The sequence below is a fragment of the Staphylococcus sp. LKG3-1 genome (assembly GCF_048568385.1).
GTDB classification, from domain to species: Bacteria; Bacillota; Bacilli; order Staphylococcales; family Staphylococcaceae; genus Staphylococcus; species Staphylococcus saprophyticus.
Genome location: NZ_CP183796.1, coordinates 2,458,831 through 2,479,536, shown reverse-complemented (window position 1 = coordinate 2,479,536; position 20,706 = coordinate 2,458,831). Strand labels below are relative to the sequence as shown.

Sequence of the window (20,706 nt, the reverse complement as noted above, 5' to 3'; positions counted from 1 at the left end):
ACCTTTTTGAACTCAAATGATACAAAGGAGCGAAGCTTATGTCGGAAAATTTCCAAAACTTACCTCCTTATATCCAAGCATTAATAGCAGGTATTATCACTTGGCTACTAACTGCATTAGGAGCAGCAGCGGTCTTTATTTTTAAAAGAGTAAACGACAAAATATTAAATTCTATGCAAGGGTTTGCTGCAGGTATAATGATTGCAGCAAGTTTTTGGTCTCTTTTACAACCAGCTATTGACTATGGCGAAGGTTCATCAGTAGCATGGTTACCCGCTGCTATCGGTTTTCTATTGGGCGGTCTTTTCATTCGTGGATTAGATTTAGTCATCCCACATATACACCCTAACACCCAAGACACAAACCAATACCACGAAGGTGTAAGTACTAAAAAACTCAATAAAAACACGTTACTTGTTTTAGCTATTACACTCCATAACATTCCTGAAGGCCTATCAATCGGTGTCGCATTTGGCGGTATTGTATCTGGTAATGGACAAGCGACATTTTTAGGTGCACTTGGACTCGCAATTGGTATTGGTATCCAGAATATTCCTGAAGGCGCTGCCCTATCTATGCCGATACGAGCTGCAGGAGCCTCAAGATGGAAAGCTTTTAATTATGGACAAGCATCCGCAATCGTTGAACCTATATTTGCAACGATTGGTGCAGCAGCCGTATTAATTATTACACCCATGCTACCATATGCGTTAGCATTTGCTGCAGGTGCAATGATATTCGTTGTGGTTGAAGAACTAATCCCTGATTCCCAAGCCAGTAATAACACTGATCTTGCAACGTTAAGTTTAATGGTTGGTTTCACAATCATGATGATACTTGATGTAGCTCTAGGATAAGAGATAAGGCATACGATCATACCCTATTCAAACTTTATAGGATTTCCAGTAAAAAACGTCAATTTCTATTTTTTATACATAGAAATTGACGTTTTTTCTTTTATAAAATTTTTAGCACATTGTGACGCATTCCCCATACGCAATCAATGCGCGTACTTATCGATTAGGTTATAAAAATAAGCGCCCGAGACTTTGGTGTCTCGAGCGCTTTAATAAAATTATTTTTTCTCTTGTCCTTTTGGACCTGTTTTATATTCATACTCTGATGGTTTAATCTTATCGAAATCTGGGTTGTCATAGAATCTCAATAAGTCTCCGTTAAGCACGTCATCACTCATCTGTAAATCTTTTTCAGATTGTTGTTTACGTTTTTCGAAGTCTTTAGGTTTTTCAGTCATAGGTTCATTATTCTTATTATCATAAATTCTGCCATTAACATATTTATAGTCTTTGGTTACAAAGTCACCATTTCTAAATGGTACTGTGTCATTGTGATCTTTAGATAATAAATCTGTACCCATCATGAGATAATTTTTCGTGTCGATACCCATTAAGTGTAAGATCGTAGGCATTACGTCTGCTTGACCTGCATAAGTCTTATCAACGGTACCTTCTTTACCAGGAATCTTCAACCAGAAACCAGTTCGGTTTAAATCGTTGAATTTAGCTGGCGTAATATCTTCGCCTAATAATTTTTCCATCGCTTTGTTATGATTTTCAGAGATACCATAGTGGTCACCGTAAATCATAATAACTGAGTCGTCATATAGACCTTTTTTCTTCAATTCATTTACAAATTCTTCTAATGATTCATCTAAATATCTTGCTGTTTGTATATAACCATCTACCGTGGAGTCACCAGTGTTTGGTTTTTCAATTGATGCGTCTTCAGGAGACACTGTAAATGGATAATGGTTTGTTAACGTAATTAAATGATTGTAGAACGGTTGTTTTTCTTTAGCTAAATAGTCAGCAGATTCTTTAAAGAACTCTTTATCTTTAAGACCTAAGTTTTCAATATTATCTTCAGACATATCATAATATGTCGCATCATAGAATTTATCTATACCAAAGTGTTTGTATACTTGATCACGGTTCCAGAATGTTTTGTAGTCACCATGCATAACACTAGATGTATAACCTTGTTGTTGATCTAATATAGCAGGTAACGATTGGTAAGTATTATCACCTTTTAGAGAATACGCTGACCCTTGAGGTAAGCCGAATAAACTGTTATCCATTGTAAACTCTGAATCCGATGTTTTACCTTGACCAGTTTGATGATAGAAGTTTGGATAGTATCTATAGCCTTCATTACCTGTTGAAAGTTTGTTTAAGAAAGGCGTTACTTCTTCACCGTTCACTTTTTTATTAATTAGGAACGTTTGGAAACTTTCTAAGTGAATTTTAATAATATTTTTCTTCTTAGCTGCACCAAAATATTCTTTATTAGGTTCAGTTTGCTTTTGTTTTGTATAATTCAATACTTTTGTTAAATCATCTTCGTTTGCCAATGCTTTTTGTTGATTATTTTGTATTGTTTTAACACCATCATAAACAGTGAAGTTATATGGTCCTAAGTACTTAACTAAATATTTATGGTCAAATGTACGCGTTAATAATTCTGGACGATCTGATTCAGCAAACGCTAAGTTCAAGAAGAATAATGCGATTGAAGCAGCCATCACGACTGGAACAAATTTCTTACTGAACACGCGCTTATCAAGCCATTTTTGTTTAAAGATTAAAACGAATAAGTAAATGATTGTATCAATAAAGTATACAAAATCATACCATTTGAATGATGCCGTCACTGCACCACCCATAGATTCAACATTCCCAGCTTGATTCAATGTACTAAATGTTAAGAAATCAGAAAAGAATCTGAAGTATACAACATTTGCATATAGTAAGAACGTTAATATAAAGCCACCAATAAAGATGAACCAAAATGCTTTCTTACCTTTGAAAAATAAGAAAATACTTAGTACTAATGCGATTAAACTGTATGGATTCATTAATAAGATTAAGTTTTGAACTAATCCTTTAACACCTAAAGAAAAATCAACATAGTATGAAAAATACGTTTTTAAAGTGACAGTTAATACTGTTAAAATAAAAAACGCAAAAAGAGTCAATTTCTTTTTGTGCAATTTCATGTTTTTATCCCCCGATATAGATTAATAATGGCTAGAATACAATCCAAACCTCGTATAGAATGGCTAAGTTACTTTTTCAATAAACTTGTTAGCGATGTTGATATCTCCAACTCAGTCTGCGTCCTTATTTGCTTTGTTGATGATACTTCTGGCTAATATTTATTAAAATCTTCAAATCAGATTATAATTTATTAATAGTAAAGTCAGTGTATTACTTCATTTTTTAAATTTAATTTTTTAAATATCCATTAAGTTGGCATATTTAAACTATATTGATTTAATTAACGTCGTGTTTTACGAGTCATTTACAAACTTCAATCATTTGTAATGCATTCGTAACAAAACGCACACAGTTCAATTAATAAATATAAAGCAAATCCAGTTGAATATCAAGTAAAAACACACTTTTTTATGTATTTAAGGACTAAATAAATACTTTGTTAACGGCTTATTAAAACGATGTTAACTGGTTATTAATTATTAATATGCCATTTAATTATACACTGCATATTATGTATATTAATCAGGCTTGAGTCGTATGTCATCATAATTTAATCTTCACTCCAGTGATAGATACTGATATAAATAAAAAAACTGCAATCCAACAAGATACACTTGTGGATTACAGCTCACTAAAGTTTAATTGTTCAATTTCAGTTCAACACTGTTATTTGAGCATTTCTAATTGCATACGATACTCAATACCATGAAATAGTTGATTCAACCAATTTGTGTATTTAATTAAATTTTTCTCCGCGCTTTCTACATCGATAAATTGGAACTTCAATTTAGTACCTTGATGCTTTTGTCCTAATTTAGTTAAATGATAGCTTGCAATTGTACCAATTTGGGGGTAACTACCCAATGTATAATGATCGTTCAGTAAAATAATGGGTGTGCCATCTCTTTTAACTTGTATCGTGCCAATTTGTACTGATTGATGCGCAGGCATATCTTCATAGAAAGCTTTTACTGGTTTACCTTCTACATACATGCCGACCCTGTTCGCTTTACTCGTCACTTTATATTCACCAGATGTAAATCGACTTAATGCTTTTTGTTCAAAGTCTTCTGTGCCTTTATTTTTAATAACATGGAACACATCAGACATATAATTAAAGGACAATGCGTAGCCATCAATTCCCCAGTCAGTTTGATGTGTTTCTTCTAAATTCTCAAAAAGTTTATGATGACGCTCGGTATAATCACGTTTCATATTGATTTCGTCACCTTTTTTTAAACTTCGTCCATGGAAACCACCGATATTCGATTTAAAATCTGTTGATGTTGAACCTAACCATTCATCTAACTCGAAACCGCCACCTATTGCCAAATACACCCGAGATGTATGCTTCGTTTCAGTAAATGCTAGGACGTCACCTTTTTCCATTAAATATAATTTGTTTGGCAAGACTTTCATATGTGCTGTCTCAGCTTTAAAGCTGCCACCACTCATAGCAATTAATGTAGGCTCCGTAAAACGAAAGCTTGCCATTCTATTTGTCATTTCCAATGTAGCTTCATGTTTATCATTGGCTACTAATCTATTTGCTATTTCATGGGAAAGCGGGTCTAAGGCACCACCTGGAATCACACCGTCATGTTCATAGCCTTTTCGTCCAAAATCTTGAAAACTAGAAAATAACCCTTCGCCTTCTATTATGATTGACATGGTTCAAAGCCTCCTAAATCCAGCGATTCCTCTGTCGTTGCTTGAAATACAACATTATCACCAAGCTTAAGTTTGGTGAAATCTTTTAATTCTGGATTAAATAATTTTACAGGTGTATAACCAATCACTAACCAGTCACCATAAGTATCTGTCGTCGTAATCCCCGTCTTTTTGCCTTCGATAATAACTGATCCTGCAGGTATGAAGGTTTTATTACCTCCAGTATGATTGACGAATAAACGTTTAGACATGCCAGTCAAATAAGGGAACCCTGGTGTATAGCCCATCATAGAAACAAAATATGTTGGTTGCGTATGTAATTTTACAAATTTTTCAAAGTCCAATTTATAATGTGCTAATAAAGCGTCTAAATCCGGACCATATTCTCCTCCATAAATAACTGGTATTTCTATTGAAGGTGCGGGCGCGTCTTCATGTTTAATCTCTAATTGTATAGTTTGCATCAATGCTTTCATATATAAGAATGGAGACTGTATATGGTGGTGCTTGATCATGTCACGTGCATCATAACAAATCATCATATCTGATTCCGTCGGCACAATTTCAGTAATAAATGGATATTGTTTATCTGCTAAATACTTTTTCAAAGCTAATAACTCTTCAGTTAAATCTTTAGAGACCTCTTTTTCTATAGAAACCACAATAGCTTGGTCCCCTTGACTATATATTTTCATAGGCTCACCTCGTAATTTGTTACTATCGATAAAACACATCTAATGCTTGTGCCAGATAATGTACGATTGCTTTCATCAAAAAAAAGACAATAATAAACTGAATGATACATGATGTCGTAATGACCAACTTAGTTAAGTAAATGCTTTGTCGTTGTGTTAATAAATGTACTACCCATTTGGTAATGACAGAAATTATAATAATTACTAGTATCCAAGCTAGTATCATCATTTTGCTTCACTCACATTCTACTGTTATTTTGCCCTTATTTTATTTACTCAATTCATGATTAAACCACTTTATGATTTTATTTACTACACCATGTTTATACTTTTTATATTCTATAGATAAATTTCTACGTCGGCAACCTCTCTCAAACTATTTATCAGAAAAAGGGATACCTTGCCTTGCGCAACTTTTTCCTTTAATTCGTTTAAATAAAAGTTTTTTTCTAGCAATGCGCCATTGTCGATCATCTCTTGTCGCTTACAACCGAGTAAAAAATCTGCTTCATAAACAGGTGTAAAAAGTTGATTATTTTCTTTAATAGCTACATTCCCAATATCAAATTCTAATATTTTACCCTTTTCATCATAAAGTAGTATAAGGTCTGTCTCATGCATGTGCGCTAAGTGGTCTCTTTGCGTTGTTTTGTTGATTACTACTGATCTAGGTATATGATTTTGTAATTGTTGAAATTTTGCTGTAAATGCCTTTTTATCTGATAAATCTGCAACGACATGTTGCATTGTGCCATCTGGATTTAGAATAAGTTTCGTTCTAAAATGTCCTACTGGATGTTTTTCAATGATGGTATTGATCTCATTTTGCCATAAATCACCATCAAACCTGAATCCTAATCGTGCTGCTGACCGTTCCATTCGTGCTTTATGATAAGACAATCTTGGTAATTTACCTGCTTCCATACGTAAAGTTTCAAATAGCTGCATTATAATCTCTCCAGTATTTTTGTTTTATCTTTAAATTCTTGCACTTCATTTTCAGGTATAGAATCAATAGTAATCCCTGAACCCACTCCATAAATTGCTTCATCATTTAAGTATTGTATTGTGCGAATTGGCACATTGAAAATAGATTTACCCTCCGGCAATAGTAAGCCGATTGTGCCACAATAAGCATGTCTCGGTGTCTGTTCTAAATCTTTAATATATTGCATCGTATTCAATTTAGGTGCACCGGTAATTGAACCACAAGGGAATAAAGCAGTTAATACATCTATTAAATCTGTCTTGCTACTAAGTTCACTTGTTACCATTGAAGTCATTTGAAAAACGGTGCTATACGTTTCGATATGAAAAGGTTTATAGACCTTTACGGTTCCAGTCTTTGCAATTCGACTCATATCATTACGTAATAAATCTACAATCATCACGTTCTCCGCTCTATCTTTTGCCGATTCTGCCAGTGTCATTTGGTTAAGTTGGTCTTCTGCTTTCGTTTTACCTCGTGCGATGGTCCCTTTCATTGGTTTACTTAATAGTACATCTGCTTTGTTTTTAAAAGGGCCTCGTTGGAAAAATAATTCGGGTGACATAGAGGCAATTTGTATTTCTTCTGTATCTATAAGTGCAGCATAAAAACCATGATTTTGTTGTAATAACGTATAATATAAATCTGCAATGGGTTGTCGTATTTGATCTGTTAAACGTGTTGTGTAGTTTACTTGATATGTATTGCCTTCAATAATCGCCGATTGAATCATTTTAATATGTTCTACCAGTTGAGACGATGGGCGTTTAAATTTAAAATTACATTTCTGTTGCGGTGGTTGTTTGTCATTTTGTTTTTCAGCATTCGTAGCTTGATCAAACGCATAAGCTGCTGCATATATATACGCATCTTCAATTTTCACTGTAGACATTTGAGGATTAAAATACGGTGCCGCTTCATAGGCTATATAAAGCGCAACATAATAACCTGCTTTTTGCTTAGATTCTGCAAAAGAAATCACTTCCCCAACCGTTTCAATGTTCAGAGCTACTTTTTTATCTGTACACTGTGTGAGTAAATATTGATGCATTTCATAATTTTCTTCATCTAATGTATAACGATAATTAAAGTGTATTTGCATGATACGCCTCCACTATATTTATAAATGTTTGTATTTGTGTTAACCCATGTTCACTTAGGATTGATTCAGGATGATATTGAACGCCATATATAGGTAATACTTTATGTTCTAACCCCATAATAATATTGTCTTCATTGATTGCAGTAATTTCTAATGTATTCGGAAAAGTTTGTGCATGAGCTTTTAAAGAATGATAGCGCATAACTTTAAAAGTTTCCGGTAATTGATGAAATAGACCTTTGCCACTATGTCGAATTTGAGTAGTATGCCCATGAATCGGTTTATCACTTTTGATAATATCGCCACCAAAATAAGTCACAATTTGTTGGAAGCCAAGGCAAACACCTAGTATGGGCATTGCTTCAGAGAATGTTTTAATAACCTCATTTAATAATGGATAATCTCTGGGCGCACCTGGCCCCGGAGAAATAATAATTGCTTTAGGTGCTAGCTCATATATTTTATTTACTGTTAAATACGTAACGTCTATCACTTCGATTAAGCCACGATAACTTTGTTTTACATAGTCTACAATGTTATAAGTAAACGAATCTTTATTATCAATAATTAATATCATGTTGTCGCCTCTTTTTAAAAATGTTCAATAGTCTGTTATACTTATTATCACAAATATTAGCTTGATTTTACAGTTTAAATATATTATTCTGAATCACGTTATAAATGAATATAAAGAGGTTCCTAGCTGATACCCTCTATAAAAAACTAGACACATGTACAACGTCTGTCTTTTTTATAGAGATAGGCGTTTTTTTATGCGCTTATCTATACCCTGTACCAGTTAGTTCGACTATTTTTAAGGAGTGCAAGACAAATGTCAGAACAAACATTAGACAATAACAAAGCCATCGTCGTATTTAGTGGTGGTCAAGATAGTACGACGTGCTTATTTTGGGCAAAAAAACATTTTGAGTCGGTAGAACTTGTCACATTCGCATATGGCCAAAGACATGACACCGAAATTGAAGTCGCAAAGCAAATTGCAGATGAACAAGGTGTGAAGCATCATCTACTTGATATGTCATTACTTTCACAACTTACACCCAATGCATTAACGCAACACGACTTAGACATCGAGGTTGGTGATGATGGTATTCCAAATACCTTTGTACCTGCAAGAAATTTATTATTCCTTTCATTTGCTGGTGCATTAGCTTACCAAACCAATGCCAAACATATTATTACCGGCGTTTGCGAAACTGACTTTTCAGGATATCCAGACTGTAGAGATAGCTTTGTTAAATCAATGAATGTCACATTATCACTTTCTATGGATAAAGACTTCGTCATTCATACACCATTAATGTGGTTAGATAAAAAAGCCACATGGGCTTTAAGTGATGATTTAGGCGTTTTAGATTATATCCGTTACAATACGTTAACTTGTTATAACGGCGTCATTGGAGATGGCTGTGGAGAATGTCCAGCTTGTCAATTAAGAGCAAATGGTTTAAATGCTTATCTAGCGGAAGAAGGAGTGGACTAATATGTTCCAACAAAATTATCCAAGCGTACAACATCCCTATAGCTTCGAACTAAATAAAGACTTTAATTTTTCTGCTGCACATTACATACCAAGTGATGATGCAGGAAAATGCATGCGTACACATGGTCACACATACTTTGTAAATTTAACAATTGCTGGTGACACTTTAGATCACAATGGTTTCTTAGTGAATTTTAGTGAATTGAAACAATTGGTTCATGGCCAATTTGATCATTATTTACTTAATGATTTACCTCAATTTGAAGGCAAAAGCCCTTCTACCGAAATCGTTGCCCAAACTATTTATGAAATGGTTCAAACTTCGTTGAATCAACGTGACAACCAACCTAAATGTTTACAGGTCTATGTCAGAGAAACGCCTACCAGTTACGTTGTTTATCGACCAAAGGAGACAAAACATGAGTAAAATACCCGTTTTAGAAATATTTGGCCCAACTATTCAAGGTGAAGGACGCGTGATAGGTAGAAAGACCATGTTTGTGCGTACAGCAGGGTGTGATTATCGTTGTAGTTGGTGCGATTCAAGTTTCACTTGGGACGGTAGTGCTAAAGAAGATATTAGAATGATGTCAGCTGAAGAAATATATGACCAACTTTATCATATTGCTGGCGATTCATTTAATCATGTCACTATTTCAGGTGGAAATCCTGCTTTAATTAAAGGCATTCAACAATTAGTAGATTTATTTGATGAAAAAGGGATTCAAAGTGCTTTAGAAACACAAGGTAGCAAATTCCAACCATGGATGACTCAAATTGATGACTTAACTATTAGCCCCAAACCACCAAGTTCAAAAATGAAACCTAATCTCCCTATTCTAGATGAAGTCATCGAGCAATGTGTGCCGGAATCATTGAACTTGAAAGTTGTAATCTTTGATGACGAAGACTACCAATTCGCTAAGATGATTCATCATCGTTATCCTACTGTGCCTTTCTATTTACAGGTCGGAAATCCCTACTTAGATGGCGAGCATGTAGAAGCTCACACTGAAAAATTATTATCATTATATGAAACATTGGTAGACCGCGTGATGGTGAGTAGTGATATGAATAATGTATATGTATTACCTCAATTACACACACTGCTTTGGAGTAACAAAAAAGGTGTTTAAATTGAGTATTGAATGCGATCCGTTGTATAATGCTCTTTGTCTATATAACGAATCGCTTTTTTTGTGATGCAAATATTATATAGTGGATTATCACTGTAGACATCATTTCATTCATTTATATCAAATTATTCTTATTCAAACTATATTGGATAATTTTTAATTAAAGACATGAAATTAAATGATTAACTTTAACTTAATTGATATAATGTTTCAATGAAGTATCTAGGTTAGGAGAGCATCATGCTGATTAATATCATTATAAATATCGCTGCGATATGCATCATACTTGGTATTGATTTATATCGTCAGAATTTTAAACAACTAAAGTTTAGCTCTATACTAATAGCAATCTGTCTCAACAGTATTATTAATATATTTCTAGTTGGAGAATATGATTACATCGTATTTTATACATGTGGTCAACTAATAATTTGGACATTATTACAATTATATCTAGACCGAAAAGTAGCTGCTTTCAAGGTAACAGACCAAAAATTTATCGCAGTTGTACTCACAATCATTTTGAGTACTTCACTCATTCTTACATATAGTACGAGTCATGATTCTTATTACATGTCTATCCCTTATTTAGCGCCAGCTATTTTCCTTATTGGAGCAATTTTACTATTTTATAGTACCTTTCAGCCAAAAGAAAAAGAACAACTTAAACCTATGAATCGGATTAAGCGCCCTATCTTTGTCGGGCAATTATTGATTATACTTTCCTTTACGATAATGACCTTATTAACACCCTATTGGTATGCTTTCATCATAATTCATTTACTATTTATCGGGTTTTTATTATGGCAGAATATATTTTTTTCTAATAAATGATTAAGATATTATATTTTGTGGTATATGATAACAGTTAATTAAGTTTTTATTAAAGGAGGTAAATCATTATGGGCTTTATTCTTATGTTAATTGTCGGTGGTTTAATCGGCTGGATTGCTGGTGGTATCGTCGGTAAAGATATTCCAGGTGGTATTTTAGGTAATATTATTGCTGGTATCGTTGGTTCAGCATTAGGTTCTTGGCTACTTGGAGATTGGGGTTGGCACTTAGGTGGCATCGCTGTGTTCCCAGCACTTATCGGTACAATTATCTTAGTAGCAGTTGTATCATTTATTTTTGGTAAATTACGTAAAAAATAATCGCAATTTTTAAAAGCCAATTTCGAATAATCGAAATTGGCTTTTTTTCTATGTCTTTGTTGACCATTTATCATAATATTATTAGTCCTAATTGCACTTTATATAAATAAAAAAGCGATACAAGCTAGCCACTTATCAAGTGTCCACCTTGTATCGCGTGTGTTGCAAAATCATTATGCACACTAACTTTCAATACGCTTAACAATTAACAGGTAACTCATCTGTTTTTAATTAATTCTTTTTCTGATTTACTTTTTTCAGACATTTCATGTTGTCGATCGTTGCGTTCGATTTCATGGTTAATGTCTTGATTTATATTTTGTTTATTATTATCACACGCATAGTTAAAGTTCGTTGCTTGGACGATGTATTTTGGACGTTGTTTCACTTCATAATAAATACGTCCAATATATTCGCCTACAATACCAATGGATGTCAACTGTATCCCACCGAGTAATAAGATAGCGGCAATCGTAGAGAAATAACCTGGCGTTTCCACACCACGAATCATAATACCGACTGAAATGTATCCTATATAAAGTAAACTAATAAAGAACACGATAAGCCCAAGATATATCATGGCCCGTAATGGTTTATTATTAAAAGAAATTAAGCCATCTATACCGTAATTTAATAATTTACTAAATGACCATTTTGATTCGCCATCTTCACGCTCTACATTTTCATACGTAAACACTTTGGTATTATAACCAATCCACTCATATAATCCTTTTGAAAAACGATTATATTCATCTAATTGTGTGAGTGATATAACAGCACGTTGACTCAGTAATCTAAAGTCTCCAATACCGTCTTCTAGTTTAATATCTTCAACAAATTGATTAATTAATTTATAATAAATTTTAGTCATTACTTTTCTGGATTGTTTTTCACCAATTCTATCACGCTTAGCTATCACTTGATCGTAACCGTCCATATAACCTTCAATCATCTGAGGGATGAGTTCCGGCGGATGTTGTAAATCGGCATCTATCATAATCACACCATCACAGTCTTTACTATGTTGGTAGCCAGCTATCATTGCAGATTCTTTACCAAAGTTTCGGCTAAATGAAATAAATTTCACGTGATGATCTTTTGTAGCCATATCTTGTATATAATTAATTGTTTTGTCTTTACTACCATCATCTACAAATAATATATCGTAGTCATAGTGATGGTACTGACTATCTTTCGATAAAATCTCAGTCAATTTTTCATACGTTTTTAAAATCACTTCACCTTCATTATAACAAGGTACTATAACTCTGATTTGCATACCTAAACACCTTCATTTCAATTACTTCAATTTTACTTTATCAATTCCCACCTACATCATGCTATCTAAATCAATTAAATTTACACAATCTTTATATAGCCTTAATGTTCAATGGTAAAACTTAATGTATATGCTTAGTTTCTGCCTTTGCTTAAATTAACACGTTCATGTCAATTTAATGTTCATAAACTCAGTAAAAACGATTTTTACTCAACCAATCATATTGACTGAAATTTAAAATGATTAAAGATATAAATTGTTACATTAAGTCTATCAACTATTGGAACTATTTGAAAACAATAACCATTGCAACAATAAATAAAGGGAGTGGGACAGAAATCAAATTTTTTAATAGAGATTTCGTAGTCCCACCCCGGCAAGGATGACTAGGATTGAAAAAAGCTTGATATAAGCGTATTTTCAATTCAGTCATCTACTGCCTAAACGAAAAAGAGTCTGAGACAACTATTTATGTCCCAGACTCATCTTTCGTTTATTTTAATGTACCGATGCGTACTTCATCTGGATCTTTACCTTGTCTTTCATCACGATTCATTGCATCAATTTCTGCGATATCTGTGAGCTCAAGATTAAAATCGAAGATATCATAATTTTCTTTAATACGTTCAGGTGTCTTTGATTTTGGAATAATAAGTCGGTTATGTGCAAGATGCCAACGTAACACAATTTGAGCCGGTGTCTTCTCATAGCGTTCTGCTAGTTTTAAAATGACTTCATGTTCAAGTAAACCTCGATTTCTCATCAACGGCATCCACGCTGTAACAGCAATATCTTTACTATCACAGTATGCTTGCAGTTCTTGTTGATTAAAGTAAGGATGTACTTCAATTTGATTCACAGCTGGCACGATATCTGTTTCACTCATTAATTTCTCTAAATGGTGTTGTTTAAAGTTACATACACCAATCGCACGTATTCTACCCGCTTCATATAATGCCTCCATAGCTTTATAACTTTCTATAAATAAGTCATCTGCTTCACATGGCCAATGTATTAAAAATAAATCTAGGTAATCAGTACCTAAATTTTCAATAGATTTAGTAAAAAATTCAATTGTACGGTCATAACCCTGATAATCATTCCATAATTTTGATGTAATAAATAAATCTTCACGCGGAATGTCAGCTTTTTTTAATGCATTGCCTAAGGCTATTTCATTTTTATAAAAATAGGCAGTATCAAATGCACGATAACCAGCATCTAGTGCTGTTGCTACTGAAACATTCATTTCGTCATCAGTAATTTTATAGACACCTAATCCAACTTTCGGCATAGGATAACCGTTGTTTAAATAATATACGTCTTCTAACATAATTCAAACCCCTTTTCATTTATGCTTCTAAATCCTGCACATATTACCAATACTGTTACTAAAATACACTATATCATCTTTTCATATATGTAAAAATCAAAAAACCCCAACAAAGCATTGATGCTTTGTCAGGATTTCGTATAACTATTCCATCTGAAACTGGAATTAGATTAATCGTTTTCTTCTTCTTCTTCAAGTTCTTCTAAAGTTGGTCTTGTTTTATTATGTTCTAATTCTAAAATAACTGTGATAATTTGATGATTATCAATTTCTGAAATAACCCATCTATCGTATTCAGTATCCACATAATCATTTTGCTGTAAATTGGTATTATGTGCTTGTAACCAACCGCCAATGGTATCTATATCTTCTGAATCCTCAAATTCAATGCCAAGTTGATCGTTTAAATCATCTAATAACACACGACCATTAATTTGGTATCTATTTTCCGTTACTTTAACAATATCATTGACTTCATCATCGTCAAACTCATCACGGATTTCACCAACAATTTCTTCTAATATATCTTCCATTGTCAAGATACCAGCAGTACCGCCATATTCATCAATTATCAAACTAATATGAACATGTTCACGCTGCATACGTACCAGTGCATCACTAATACGTGTTGTTTCTGAAATCATAGGTAAATCATGAATGTAGTTACTTACTTTAATTTGTTTACCAGAAGCATATTCTGTTAAAAATTCTTTAACATTAATAAAGCCTTTCACATGGTCTTTATCTCCATCTGCTGTGATTGGATAACGTGTGAATTGATGTTCTTTAATCGTTTCTAACAATTCGTCTACATTAAATGGCTCATTCATTGTAATCATTTGTGTACGGGGAACCATGATATCTTTAGACTGTCTTTCATCGAATGAAAAGATATTTTGCATATAAGCTAATTCTGTTTGATTGATTTCTCCACCGTTATAGCTATTATTAATTATGATTTTTATTTCTTCTTCTGACATTGCATCGTTATTCGCATCTGGGTCAACGCCGAACATACGAATAATCATCCTTGCTGAACCATTCATTAACCAAATTAATGGTTTCATAACGACACCAAAATAATAAAGTGGTCTTGAATATAACAATGCTAATTTTTCAGTATGTTGAATCGCTAATGTCTTCGGTGCCAACTCACCCAATACTACGTGCAAGTATGTCACGATAATAAAGGATACGATAAATGAAATTGTAGTAGTTAAAGCATCTGGTAAATGAATCAGTTCAAATAATGGATGCAATAATTTGTCGAAAGTTGGTTCACCTAACCAACCTAAACCTAATGACGTTACTGTTATACCGAGTTGACATGCCGATAAGTAATAGTCTAGATTTTTTATCATTTTTTTAACTACGCGTGCGCTACCATTACCTTCCGCAGCGAGTTGATCGATTCTTGTACTACGCACTTTTACTAAAGCAAATTCCGATCCTACGAATACCGTTGTTAATGCTATTAAAAGAAAAAATATTACTAAATTCATTATGGTCACTGTTTCCAATTAGTTCCCTATTTCTAGGGATTCACCTCCATATTTCGTGTCACAAAAGGTGACCGAACATAAGTATTTTTTTTATTATGCATGACTATGTTGAATACTAAATCCTCCCCATTGCGACACCTCCCTAAAAATACGCATTTCTTTTATTTTATCATAATGGATACAGTTCTTGTTATTTACATGCTTAAAAATCAATATTCTAACATAACATTTAAACCTAAATGACAACTTAAGTCAACTTTTGTAATTAATCCATTCTTAAAATCAATTTTCAAAAAGATTTATTATTACATTAAAGTACTGATTTAAACTTGTGAATCTTACCAGATTTAATCGTTGCTAGCACGTCGATATCGTCATTGACTATGACAATATCTGCATCTTTCCCAACTTCCAAACTGCCTGTTTGTGTATCAATATTTAAAGCTATCGCTTGGTTTAGACTCGTTACACGCCATAAATGATCTAATGTATCACCTGTAAAGTTGATTAAGTTTTTCAAGCCGGTATTCATTTTCAATATACTTCCCGCTAATGCGCCAGAAGCTAAACGCGCCTCGGACCCTTTAACAATTACATTTTGCCCACCTAAATCATATTCTCCATCAAGCATGCCTTTAGCTCTCATAGCATCTGTGATTAAAAAGAAGCGCGCATTCCCTTTTTGTTTATAGGCAATTTTAACGGCTGCAGGATGTGAGTGAATACCATCAACAATCAATTCCGTACTTAATTGATCATTCAACCAAGCAGCACCAAAGACCCCTGGCTCTCGGTGTTCAAATGATGTTCCAGCATTATAAAGATGTGTAACATGTTTGGCACCATGTGCAACAGCATCATTTACCTCATCAAAAGTAGCGACTGTATGTCCAATTGAAAATTGAATCTCTTTATGTAATGCCTCTAGTGTTTCATGCGCACCTTCAACTTCTGGTGCAAAGGTAATTACTTTTATTTGATTATTAGCTGTGGTTTGAAATTGTTCAACTTTTGCGACAGTAGGTCTTTGAACATAAGCTGGATTTTGTGCGCCTACTTTATGTTCAGATATAAACGGTCCTTCTAAATGTACACCGACAATAGTTGCTGCATTGTATTGATCTTGCGCTTTTTGGTAATTCACTATATTTTCTAATGCTTTCGTGATGTTTTCATCAGATTGCGTCATTGTCGTCGCTAGATAACTCGTAGTTCCTTCTGACAATAGTGATTCAGATAAATGTTTCAACCCATCATAAGAAGCATCCATAGCATCTTCCCCATATCCACCATGCATATGAATATCTATAAATCCAGGTATAATATGTTGTCCTTGCGCATCAATTGTTGTTAAATCTCCGTGATAGTCTCCCGATTTAATTTCAGTTATTTTCTCATTGTTAATAACGAGGTAGCCTCGCTCTATTGTCTCTGTCTCAGTATAAATCCGTCCATTTTCAATAACATATTCGCTCATTTTTTCAACCTTCTTTAAGTTTATTTACTCTATGCATCTTTATTGCAGTCTTTATTCACATTTTACCAAATCAAGTGTCAATATTATATTCAAAAGTTTTTAATCCTAAAATTCATAAAACAAAAAAAGCCAGAAATCGCACTCATGACATGAGACGTTTCTGACTTTTTTAATCTAAGCTATTACGATAAATCTACTTTACTCATTCATAGCTTCTGAAGATTGTATTTCATCTTGCGTTAATTTTGGTTTTAATAAACCATAAATGATTGCTGCCACGATAGCGCCAACAATTATTGCGATAAGTGATTGCAACACATGACTAAAGTCCGTACCTAAGATGACGATAATCCCACCATGTGGTGCTTGAATTGAAGAGCCTAGTCCTAATGCAATGGCACCGGCTACACCTGAGCCAACCATCATTGATGGGATAACTCTAAGTGGGTCAGCGGCTGCAAACGGAATGGCACCCTCTGTAATAAAGGACAAGCCCATAACATAGTTTGGTACAATAGAACCTTTTTGTTCTTTGGTGAATTTTTTACGGAAGATTAACATCGCTGTTGCAATAGCAAGTGGTGGCACCATACCACCAATCATTGCTGCCGTGATAGGTGCTGCATTTCCTTCTGTTAATGCAGCTACTGAGAACACATAGGCCGCTTTATTAAACGGTCCTCCCATATCAATTGCCATCATTGCACCGACGACTAATCCGAGTAACATAATATTCGTGCCAGATAAACTTTGTAAACCATTCAATAATGTATTATTCAACCAAGAAGCAGGCGGATTAATCACATAAATCATAAGCAAACCAGTAATAGACACAGACAATACTGGGAATATTAACGTTGGCTTCAATCCTTCTAATGATTGTGGCATACCACTTGTTAATTTCTTAATACCTAATGTTAAGTAACCTGCTAAGAAACCTGCAATGATACCACCGATAAATCCAGAATCTCCTGTACTAGCAAGCAAACCACCTACAAGTCCTGCTGCAAAACCTGGTTTATCCGCAATACTACGTGCAATGTAACCAGCAAGAATAGGAATAATAAACATGAATGCGCTCTTGTTACCTATATTCCACAATTGCTCAGCAAAGGCATTGTATTCAGAACTCTTTGGATCAAATGAATTTGCGCCAAATAAGAAAGCAATCGCCATTAAGATACCACCAGCAATAACAAGTGGTAACATATTAGAAACACCATTCATCAAGTGTTTATATATTGTCTTACCTACACCTTGTTTTTCATTACTTGCAGCGCCTTTATTTACCGTATTACCACCTTTAGCTACAAATGGTTTACGCGAAGTATCTTGCGCTAAATGAATTAATTCTTCTGGACGTTTAATCCCATCTGCTACAGGTACTTCCACGACATTTTTACCATCAAAACGATCTGTTTCTACATGTACATCCGCTGCTACGATGACACCTGTTGCGTTTTGGATATCCTCGTCAGTCAGGTGATTCTTAATACCACCTGAGCCATTTGTTTCTACTTTTATTTTAACGTTCATTTTTTCAGCTTGTTTTTTCAAAGCATCACGTGCCATATACGTATGTGCGATACCGGTTGGACACGCTGTTACAGCTAAAATGTATGGCTCGTTTGAATCCGTAGTTGAAGCAGGCGTGCCTTGTGCTTCTGCGGCTTCTTCTTCCGTTGCTTCATCATCAGCTTTATCGATAATGTTAAGGACTTCTTCTGGTGACTCCGCATGTAATAATGATGCTCTGACATTTTCATCCATCAGAATTCCAGATAATTTAGCTAAAGCATCTAAATGTGTTTGAGCACCGCCTTCAGGTGCTGCAATCATAAAGAATAAATGTGCTGGTTGCATATCTAAACTTTGATAATCCACACCTGTTTTAGACTTACCAAATGCGATTGCAGGTGTATTAACTGCAGCTACTTTAGCATGTGGAATCGCTATACCTTCACCAATACCTGTTGTACTTTGGGATTCACGATTATGAATCGCTTCTTTAAAACTTGTTAAATCATTCAATTTACCTGCCTGATTCAGCTGATTGACTAATTCATCGATAACACCATTTTTGTCTGAAGCTGATAAATCCATAGCAATTGTATCTTTTGTTAATAACTCAGTAATTCTCATATTACTCCCTCCCACCTAATGTCGTAATAACGACTTGCTTTTTAATATCTTCAATCGCAGTTGCTGTAGCCAAATCCTCGTTAAATGCTGTAGCGGTTCCAGCAGACACGGCTTGTTTAAATGCTTCTTTAATTGGCAATCCAGCCTCAAGACCGGCAACCATACCAGCAACCGTACTATCTCCTGATCCTACTGTATTAACTACGTGACCGTTAGGCACAATGGCTTTAAAGCTCTGTTGTGCATCGACATAAACTGCGCCTTCACCGCCTAACGAGATAATGACCGATTGCGCACCCCTTGTTAATATTTCAGTCGCATACTTGATTACATCTTGATCAGTCTCAATCGTAGTATTAAACATCACTTCTAACTCGTCTTTATTCGGTTTAATAAATAAAGGATGATACCCCAATACCGATTCAACTAAATCTTTTTCTGCATCAACCACTAGTTTGGCTCCCGTTGCATTAGTGATTTGAGCAATTTGTTCATATGCATCATTCGGTACACTTTTCGGAATGCTCCCAGCAACTATAACCGTATCCTCTTTTGTGGTTTTTTTAATTTGTGTTAACAATGTTTCGAACTGTTCATCTGTTATTTGCGGTCCAGGTGCATTAATTTCTGTTTCTTTCCCAGTTTTTAATTTAACATTAATTCTTGTATCTTCATTAACTTGTACAAAGTTCGTAACTATATCTGATTTAGCTAATGTTTCTGCGATAAATTGACCAGGAAAACCACCCGCAAATCCAAGTGCCGTTGATGATACATCAAGTGTTTTAAGCACTCTTGATACATTAATGCCTTTACCGCCTGCAAATTTATATGTTTCCGTGGCGCGATTTAATCCATTAAGTTCAAAATCATTTGCGAACATAATGTAGTCAATAGAAGGATTAAAAGTTACCGTATAAATCATAATGTGCCTCCAATAAAATTATATTGACCAGCAAACAGATGAAATTGTTTAAGTGATTGTGCCTTTTTGGAAGTAATGATTGAAATCCCTTCTTCTAAAGGTACATGTGCAAAATAAACTTTTTCGTATTTATCGTGGTCTATCAATACATAAACTTGTGTGCCTAATTGCATGGCATGATGCTTTATAATTGCTTCTTGTTCATCTGGTGTCGTCAAACCATATTTCAAATCAATACCATTCATTCCTAAAAACACTTTATCAAATCGATAACGACGCAATGTTTCTAAAGCGCTCGCACCAACGGTTGCAAATGTGGTAGATTTGACTTCCCCACCTATAATCAGTGTTCTGATGCCATGTTTTAATAGTTCTTCAACATGTGTTAGGCCGTTTGTAACAACAATAATGTCACTCGCTTTGATATAAGGAATCATTTCCAATGTTGTTGAACCGGCATCTAAAAACACACAATCTCGATTTTCAATTTGACTTGCTGCCAGCCTACCAATTTCTTGTTTCTCCCTTAAATTGGTACTTCTTTTATCCGCCAAGTTAGGTTCTAATGCAGATGATTGATTTAGCGTTGCACCTCCATGTACTCTTTTGAGTTTCCCGAATTTCTGCAATTTTGATAAATCACGCCGAATTGTTGAAGCACTATAACCTGTGCGTTCAATTAATTCTTGTAACGTTAAAAAATCTTGTTTTGACAATTCAGTCAAAATTAGTTCATGGCGTTTTTCCGTTATCATCGCTTCACCTCATCTCAATGTCATTA

Annotated in this window: 19 protein-coding genes and 1 riboswitch; of the genes, 6 read left to right on the top strand and 13 right to left on the bottom strand. The window is 34.3% G+C overall.

From position 1 onward, the window contains the following. Positions 1-38 precede the first annotated feature (38 nt). Positions 39-857, top strand: coding sequence for a ZIP family metal transporter (locus tag ACM595_RS12270; RefSeq protein WP_041079719.1), 819 nt, complete (start codon positions 39-41; stop codon positions 855-857). 218 nt (positions 858-1,075) lie between these two features. Here the strand turns inward: ACM595_RS12270 and ltaS are convergent, their stop codons facing one another. The 6 genes from ltaS to ACM595_RS12240 all read right to left on the bottom strand — a co-directional run bounded on the left by ltaS (position 1,076) and on the right by ACM595_RS12240 (position 8,050). Then, complete coding sequence (gene ltaS, locus ACM595_RS12265; RefSeq protein ID WP_037538973.1) at positions 1,076-3,016, bottom strand: polyglycerol-phosphate lipoteichoic acid synthase LtaS; 1,941 nt, start codon at positions 3,014-3,016, stop codon at positions 1,076-1,078. Positions 3,017-3,683: 667 nt separating this feature from the next. Continuing rightward, positions 3,684-4,688 carry a biotin-dependent carboxyltransferase family protein gene (locus tag ACM595_RS12260; protein WP_002483945.1) on the bottom strand — a complete coding sequence of 335 codons (1,005 nt, stop codon included), beginning with the start codon at positions 4,686-4,688 and terminating at the stop codon, positions 3,684-3,686. Further along, positions 4,676-5,383: a 5-oxoprolinase subunit PxpB gene (pxpB, locus tag ACM595_RS12255; protein ID WP_002483946.1), complete on the bottom strand. Its 708-nt coding sequence runs from the start codon at positions 5,381-5,383 to the stop codon at positions 4,676-4,678. Before pxpB ends, ACM595_RS12260 begins: the two co-directional genes overlap by 13 nt. 339 nt (positions 5,384-5,722) lie before the next feature. After that, on the bottom strand, positions 5,723-6,331 hold the full coding sequence (locus tag ACM595_RS12250) for an aminotransferase class IV (RefSeq protein ID WP_002483947.1): 609 nt from the start codon (positions 6,329-6,331) through the stop codon (positions 5,723-5,725). After that, positions 6,331-7,473 (bottom strand): aminodeoxychorismate synthase component I, encoded by a 1,143-nt coding sequence (pabB, locus tag ACM595_RS12245; RefSeq protein WP_069825721.1) that lies wholly within the window; start codon positions 7,471-7,473, stop codon positions 6,331-6,333. Before pabB ends, ACM595_RS12250 begins: the two co-directional genes overlap by 1 nt. After that, positions 7,457-8,050, bottom strand: a complete 594-nt coding sequence (locus tag ACM595_RS12240) for an anthranilate synthase component II (protein WP_011303664.1) — start codon at positions 8,048-8,050, stop codon at positions 7,457-7,459. Before ACM595_RS12240 ends, pabB begins: the two co-directional genes overlap by 17 nt. Positions 8,051-8,159: 109 nt before the next feature. Next, positions 8,160-8,206: riboswitch (PreQ1 riboswitch) on the top strand. A gap of 99 nt (positions 8,207-8,305) precedes the next feature. On the opposite strand from ACM595_RS12240, the gene queC reads away from it, so the two are divergent. The 5 genes from queC (at position 8,306) to ACM595_RS12215 (ending at position 11,267) form a co-directional block, all read left to right on the top strand. Further along, entirely contained in the window at positions 8,306-8,977 is a 672-nt protein-coding gene (gene queC, locus ACM595_RS12235) for a 7-cyano-7-deazaguanine synthase QueC (protein ID WP_069821746.1), read from the top strand. 1 nt (position 8,978) lies between these two features. Continuing rightward, positions 8,979-9,404, top strand: coding sequence for a 6-carboxytetrahydropterin synthase QueD (queD, locus tag ACM595_RS12230; RefSeq protein WP_069819972.1), 426 nt, complete (start codon positions 8,979-8,981; stop codon positions 9,402-9,404). Next, positions 9,397-10,113 (top strand): 7-carboxy-7-deazaguanine synthase QueE, encoded by a 717-nt coding sequence (gene queE, locus ACM595_RS12225; protein ID WP_419744314.1) that lies wholly within the window; start codon positions 9,397-9,399, stop codon positions 10,111-10,113. Before queD ends, queE begins: the two co-directional genes overlap by 8 nt. Positions 10,114-10,353: 240 nt before the next feature. After that, positions 10,354-10,947 carry a hypothetical protein gene (locus ACM595_RS12220; RefSeq protein WP_075340016.1) on the top strand — a complete coding sequence of 198 codons (594 nt, stop codon included), beginning with the start codon at positions 10,354-10,356 and terminating at the stop codon, positions 10,945-10,947. A 68-nt stretch (positions 10,948-11,015) separates the two neighbouring features. Continuing rightward, positions 11,016-11,267 carry a GlsB/YeaQ/YmgE family stress response membrane protein gene (locus ACM595_RS12215; RefSeq protein ID WP_002483954.1) on the top strand — a complete coding sequence of 84 codons (252 nt, stop codon included), beginning with the start codon at positions 11,016-11,018 and terminating at the stop codon, positions 11,265-11,267. Between the two features lie 217 nt (positions 11,268-11,484). Here the strand turns inward: ACM595_RS12215 and ACM595_RS12210 are convergent, their stop codons facing one another. The 7 genes from ACM595_RS12210 to ACM595_RS12180 all read right to left on the bottom strand — a co-directional run bounded on the left by ACM595_RS12210 (position 11,485) and on the right by ACM595_RS12180 (position 20,680). Next, entirely contained in the window at positions 11,485-12,546 is a 1,062-nt protein-coding gene (locus ACM595_RS12210) for a glycosyltransferase family 2 protein (RefSeq protein ID WP_075340015.1), read from the bottom strand. A gap of 493 nt (positions 12,547-13,039) precedes the next feature. After that, on the bottom strand, positions 13,040-13,879 hold the full coding sequence (locus tag ACM595_RS12205; RefSeq protein ID WP_002483956.1) for an aldo/keto reductase: 840 nt from the start codon (positions 13,877-13,879) through the stop codon (positions 13,040-13,042). Positions 13,880-14,049: 170 nt separating this feature from the next. Next, the gene (locus ACM595_RS12200) at positions 14,050-15,399 is read right to left on the bottom strand and encodes a hemolysin family protein (protein ID WP_011303668.1); all 1,350 of its coding nucleotides are present in this window, start codon (positions 15,397-15,399) and stop codon (positions 14,050-14,052) included. A gap of 292 nt (positions 15,400-15,691) precedes the next feature. Beyond that, positions 15,692-16,858 (bottom strand): N-acetylglucosamine-6-phosphate deacetylase, encoded by a 1,167-nt coding sequence (gene nagA / locus ACM595_RS12195; RefSeq protein ID WP_002483958.1) that lies wholly within the window; start codon positions 16,856-16,858, stop codon positions 15,692-15,694. Between the two features lie 198 nt (positions 16,859-17,056). Beyond that, entirely contained in the window at positions 17,057-19,000 is a 1,944-nt protein-coding gene (locus ACM595_RS12190) for a PTS fructose transporter subunit IIABC (RefSeq protein WP_041079726.1), read from the bottom strand. Between the two features lies 1 nt (position 19,001). Next, on the bottom strand, positions 19,002-19,925 hold the full coding sequence (pfkB, locus tag ACM595_RS12185) for a 1-phosphofructokinase (protein ID WP_041079727.1): 924 nt from the start codon (positions 19,923-19,925) through the stop codon (positions 19,002-19,004). Next, positions 19,922-20,680 carry a DeoR/GlpR family DNA-binding transcription regulator gene (locus ACM595_RS12180; RefSeq protein WP_002483961.1) on the bottom strand — a complete coding sequence of 253 codons (759 nt, stop codon included), beginning with the start codon at positions 20,678-20,680 and terminating at the stop codon, positions 19,922-19,924. Before ACM595_RS12180 ends, pfkB begins: the two co-directional genes overlap by 4 nt. Positions 20,681-20,706 lie beyond the last annotated feature (26 nt).

What these genes read in the sequence shown, in the direction of transcription:
- ACM595_RS12270 (WP_041079719.1), top strand. Translation starts at nt 39, where the DNA reads ATGTCGGAAAATTTCCAAAACTTACCTCCTTATATCCAAGCATTAATA.
- ltaS (WP_037538973.1), bottom strand. Translation starts at nt 3,016, where the DNA reads ATGAAATTGCACAAAAAGAAATTGACTCTTTTTGCGTTTTTTATTTTA.
- ACM595_RS12260 (WP_002483945.1), bottom strand. Translation starts at nt 4,688, where the DNA reads ATGTCAATCATAATAGAAGGCGAAGGGTTATTTTCTAGTTTTCAAGAT.
- pxpB (WP_002483946.1), bottom strand. Translation starts at nt 5,383, where the DNA reads ATGAAAATATATAGTCAAGGGGACCAAGCTATTGTGGTTTCTATAGAA.
- ACM595_RS12250 (WP_002483947.1), bottom strand. Translation starts at nt 6,331, where the DNA reads ATGCAGCTATTTGAAACTTTACGTATGGAAGCAGGTAAATTACCAAGA.
- pabB (WP_069825721.1), bottom strand. Translation starts at nt 7,473, where the DNA reads ATGCAAATACACTTTAATTATCGTTATACATTAGATGAAGAAAATTAT.
- ACM595_RS12240 (WP_011303664.1), bottom strand. Translation starts at nt 8,050, where the DNA reads ATGATATTAATTATTGATAATAAAGATTCGTTTACTTATAACATTGTA.
- queC (WP_069821746.1), top strand. Translation starts at nt 8,306, where the DNA reads ATGTCAGAACAAACATTAGACAATAACAAAGCCATCGTCGTATTTAGT.
- queD (WP_069819972.1), top strand. Translation starts at nt 8,979, where the DNA reads ATGTTCCAACAAAATTATCCAAGCGTACAACATCCCTATAGCTTCGAA.
- queE (WP_419744314.1), top strand. Translation starts at nt 9,397, where the DNA reads ATGAGTAAAATACCCGTTTTAGAAATATTTGGCCCAACTATTCAAGGT.
- ACM595_RS12220 (WP_075340016.1), top strand. Translation starts at nt 10,354, where the DNA reads ATGCTGATTAATATCATTATAAATATCGCTGCGATATGCATCATACTT.
- ACM595_RS12215 (WP_002483954.1), top strand. Translation starts at nt 11,016, where the DNA reads ATGGGCTTTATTCTTATGTTAATTGTCGGTGGTTTAATCGGCTGGATT.
- ACM595_RS12210 (WP_075340015.1), bottom strand. Translation starts at nt 12,546, where the DNA reads ATGCAAATCAGAGTTATAGTACCTTGTTATAATGAAGGTGAAGTGATT.
- ACM595_RS12205 (WP_002483956.1), bottom strand. Translation starts at nt 13,879, where the DNA reads ATGTTAGAAGACGTATATTATTTAAACAACGGTTATCCTATGCCGAAA.
- nagA (WP_002483958.1), bottom strand. Translation starts at nt 16,858, where the DNA reads ATGAGCGAATATGTTATTGAAAATGGACGGATTTATACTGAGACAGAG.
- ACM595_RS12190 (WP_041079726.1), bottom strand. Translation starts at nt 19,000, where the DNA reads ATGAGAATTACTGAGTTATTAACAAAAGATACAATTGCTATGGATTTA.
- pfkB (WP_041079727.1), bottom strand. Translation starts at nt 19,925, where the DNA reads ATGATTTATACGGTAACTTTTAATCCTTCTATTGACTACATTATGTTC.
- ACM595_RS12180 (WP_002483961.1), bottom strand. Translation starts at nt 20,680, where the DNA reads ATGATAACGGAAAAACGCCATGAACTAATTTTGACTGAATTGTCAAAA.